Annotated in this window: 1 protein-coding gene, 1 tRNA gene and 1 pseudogene; 1 reads left to right on the forward strand and 2 read right to left on the reverse strand. The window is 69.0% G+C overall.

Going from position 1 to position 3,460, the window contains the following annotated elements; translation table 11 throughout:
* Together AB0M20_RS33075 and AB0M20_RS33080 are read right to left on the reverse strand one after the other, a co-directional pair.
* A pseudogene (locus AB0M20_RS33075) lies at positions 1-667 on the reverse strand (hypothetical protein); the annotation flags it as partial.
* Between the two features lie 118 nt (positions 668-785).
* Positions 786-2,183, reverse strand: coding sequence for a tetratricopeptide repeat protein (locus AB0M20_RS33080; RefSeq protein WP_364304266.1), 1,398 nt, complete (start codon positions 2,181-2,183; stop codon positions 786-788).
* A 196-nt stretch (positions 2,184-2,379) separates the two neighbouring features.
* Between AB0M20_RS33080 and AB0M20_RS33085 the strand changes: the two genes are divergently transcribed.
* Positions 2,380-2,464 (forward strand) — tRNA-Leu (locus tag AB0M20_RS33085).
* Positions 2,465-3,460 lie beyond the last annotated feature (996 nt).

A 3,460-nucleotide genomic window follows, 5' to 3' on the forward strand; every position in this document is an offset into this window, starting at 1 on the left:
GGTCGTGGCTCGGCGGCGCGACCGTCTCGGTCCGCACCTGCGTCGGCCCGGCGGCGATGGCGCCCTGGCCGCCCTGCGGCGCCTCCGACGCCAGCGGCGCCGCGGTGATCGCCGACACGGTGCCCTCGCCCGGCACGGCGATCCACAGCCGGCCCTCGCCGTCGAAGACCCCGCCGGTGATGCCCGGCGGATACCGCAACGGCTGGCCGATCGGCTGCAGCGACCGGGGATCCAGCTGCCGGATCACGCCCTGCACGGCGTCGATGACGAAGGCCGAGTCCTCCTGCAGCGCGACGCTGACGCCGATGCCGGAGTTGGTCGGCGCGGTCGCGAAGACCTTCAGGGAAGCCAGATCCATCGAGCTGATCACGCCGGTGTTCACATCGCGCAGGATCACGAACCGATCGTTCTGGCTCACCTGCATCTGATGCCCCAGGCCGCCTTTGACGTCGACGCGGGTGTCCACCCGGGCGGTCACGCCGTTGACCCGCGCGATCTCACCCTTGCCCTTGCTCCACACCCACGAGGCCGCGTCGAAGCTCGCCACGGCCTGCTCGGCGGCGCCGAGACCGAGCACGGTCAAGCCCAGACCGGTCACCAGGCTGAGCACGGTGCCGATCGTGACGAGACCACCGCGGGTGCGCCAAGGACGCTTCGATGGGGTCACGGCCTGCGGTTCCTCTCCCCGTTGTGTTTCGGAACCGGGCCATCATAGGGGTCTGTCCATCTTTGGGGACACCCGTGGAACTACACCTGTGGATAACTTTGATCGCTATCTGTAATGATCAATCGGACCTCTGCGGCCCGGTCCGCTTGATGCATTTCTGCGGCGAGGTCGCGAACGAGTTGGTGCCGTAGACCGCCACCACCGCGAAGCAGTACTCCAGCTGATCATTGAGTCCACGCAGCTCAAAGCGCGTCTCGCCGGGTCCCACCTCACCCATCGGCTTGAGCACCTCGCCGGGGTGGCCACCGGTGACGATGGTCGAGTTCTTGCCCTGCCCCGGATCCGTCCAGGTGATCTCCACAGAGGTGCCGTAGTCCCTGACCTGTACATCGGTCGGAGCGGGCCCGCCACCGAGAGTTGGCACATCCGGCTCCGGGCCGTTACCTGTGCCAGCGTCGTCGCGCTGAGCGAGCACGATGACCAGCGCGACCACGGCGATGGCGGCGGCCAGGACCGCGGCGATCGCCGCGAAGAGGGCAGGGCTCCTTTTCGGGTACGAGGACACGGGCGGCGGGGCAGTCGGTGCTTGCTGAGGTGTCGACTGGATCCGGAAGACGGCAGCGTCGCCCGGGGTCTCGTAGGTGGGCTGGGCCGGGATGCGGTGCTCGACCGGCCGGTACATCAGAGCGGTGGGTTCTTCGGGAGGGCGCGCCTCTTCGCGTACCGGATAGGTCTGTCCTCGGAGGCCGGCCTGCAGATCCTGGACCGGCGCCGATTGCCGGACCGGGGCCGGCTGCTGAACCGTGATGTCTTGCTGGATCGGCCATGCCGGCTGGACCGGCAGTGGTTGTTGGACGGTCAGCCCGTCGTCGACCGGCGCCGGCATGTGGACCGGTTGCACCTGCTGGGTCGGCATGTCGTGCTGAACGGGCCACGCTTGGCGGATCGGCTCTTGCTGCTGGACTGCCTGCGCTTGCTGGACGGGCATCTGTTGCTGGACCGGCGGCCATTGCTCTGGCGGGGCCTGGAGTTGTGGTGCCGGGTGCGGCTTCGGTTCGGGGGTGGGCGCGCCCGGGCGCAGGACGGAGGTGTCACCGTCGAGATAGGCCTGCGCCTTGAGCACGGCCCAGTGGTAGCCGCCGAGCACCGGGGTGCCGGCCTCGACCACCCGGCCGAGCGCCTTGCGAGCCTCATGCCGGTTGCCCAGCTCCTCCGCCACGACCCCGAGGTCGTAGGAGATCTCCAGCATCAGCGGATCGGCCTCACCGAGGCGCCACTGACCGGCCGCGTAGGCCTCCTCGAGCACCCGCCGAGCAGCGGAGAAGTCGTCATCGGCCTGGTGCAGCCGAGCAAGCTGATGCGCCGCGCCCAGCACCCCGGGATCGTCCTCGCCGAGATTGACCTTGCCGAGCTCGACGGCATGCTCGAGCATCGCCACGGCGGCCGCACGATCGCCCTGCTCGGCAAGGCTGTGCGCACGCTGCCGGGCTGGCTCGAGCGGGGAGGGCTGAGACACCCGAGACATGCTGCCCCGTACACCCGCCGCCCGCCAGGCCCGAAATCATTTCGTACGGTTTCGTCCGGGTCGGCGACACCCGGCGGGCCACATGCGGGGGACGGAGAGGGCCGTGTAAAGTGCTTCCCTGTGCGGCCCGCCGGGGCGCCGATCCTGGGTGCAACCCCAGGTGAGACCCGGCTACGCTGTATTGCAGGTCCGGGTGGCGGAATGGCAGACGCGCTAGCTTGAGGTGCTAGTGCCCTTTATCGGGCGTGGGGGTTCAAGTCCCCCCTCGGACACAGGTTCGAAGCACTCGTGCGTATCTCAACGTACCGGTGGTCAGGCGTGTTTGAACACGCCTGACGCGCATCCCTGACGTGGTCAATTCCGGTCACTCCGGCATGGCGGTGCCTGCCATGACCGAGCGGAATCCGACGGTCGTCCCATCTGTCTCCTTCGGCGGCCGCGGCGCCCCACCTCCCCGCTGGACCGACCTCAAACACCCGCGCGCTGCCGCGCGCTGCCGCTGATCCGGCTTGCCGAGGAGCGCCCGGCCGATGCTGTGTACGGGCTGAGCATCGTGGGTGTCGCGGGCCGCATCCCCGACCTGGTCGTGGTGGGTGCGCTCGGCTGGGCGGCCGGCCAGCGCCTCGCGATCCGCCCCTGCGACGGGCTGGTCCTGGTCAGAGCCGATGACCAAGGCCTGTTCGCGTTGAACAAGAAGCGGTACCTGCATCTGCCCATTGCGGCCCGCCGCTGGTGCGGCGTCGACCTGGGTGATCGGGTGCTGCTGGCGGCATGCCGGGGGAAGGGCTGCTGGTGGTGCATCCGCCGTCGGTGCTGGATGCGGTGGTCGACCGGGTGCACGCCAGTGCGCTCGGCGGTGAACCACGGTGAGCGGCGGCGAGGCGGCGCTGGCGGCGGCCCGGCTGCACGGGTGATCAGCGTGACGGTGCCGGCGGCGGCCGCGGTGACGAGCTCGGCCCAGCGAGCCGGGCGGTCTCGACGTCAACAGGCATGCCGTGGCGGGCGACGAGAGGGCGAAGGCCGTACGGAACGTGTTCGAGGTCCATCTGTGAACCGCCAGGCGGCATACAAATCTTTTGCACGAGCCTTACGAAAGTGAGCCATCTGCGCTGCACGTTGCCAACGAGGCGAACGTTTGTGTTACCCGTTCGGGTGATTCGTGGGGCTTCTGTCGTACCTGAGAGCTACGGTCGCTCCGGAACTGAAGATCAGGAACGGGGGAGGCTGTTGCCGAAGATCAAGGTGCGCGAGGTTGCGCGCCGCTTCAG

Origin of the sequence: Actinoplanes sp. NPDC051633 (genome assembly GCF_040681735.1) — a bacterium.
Classification (GTDB): Bacteria; Actinomycetota; Actinomycetes; order Mycobacteriales; family Micromonosporaceae; genus Actinoplanes.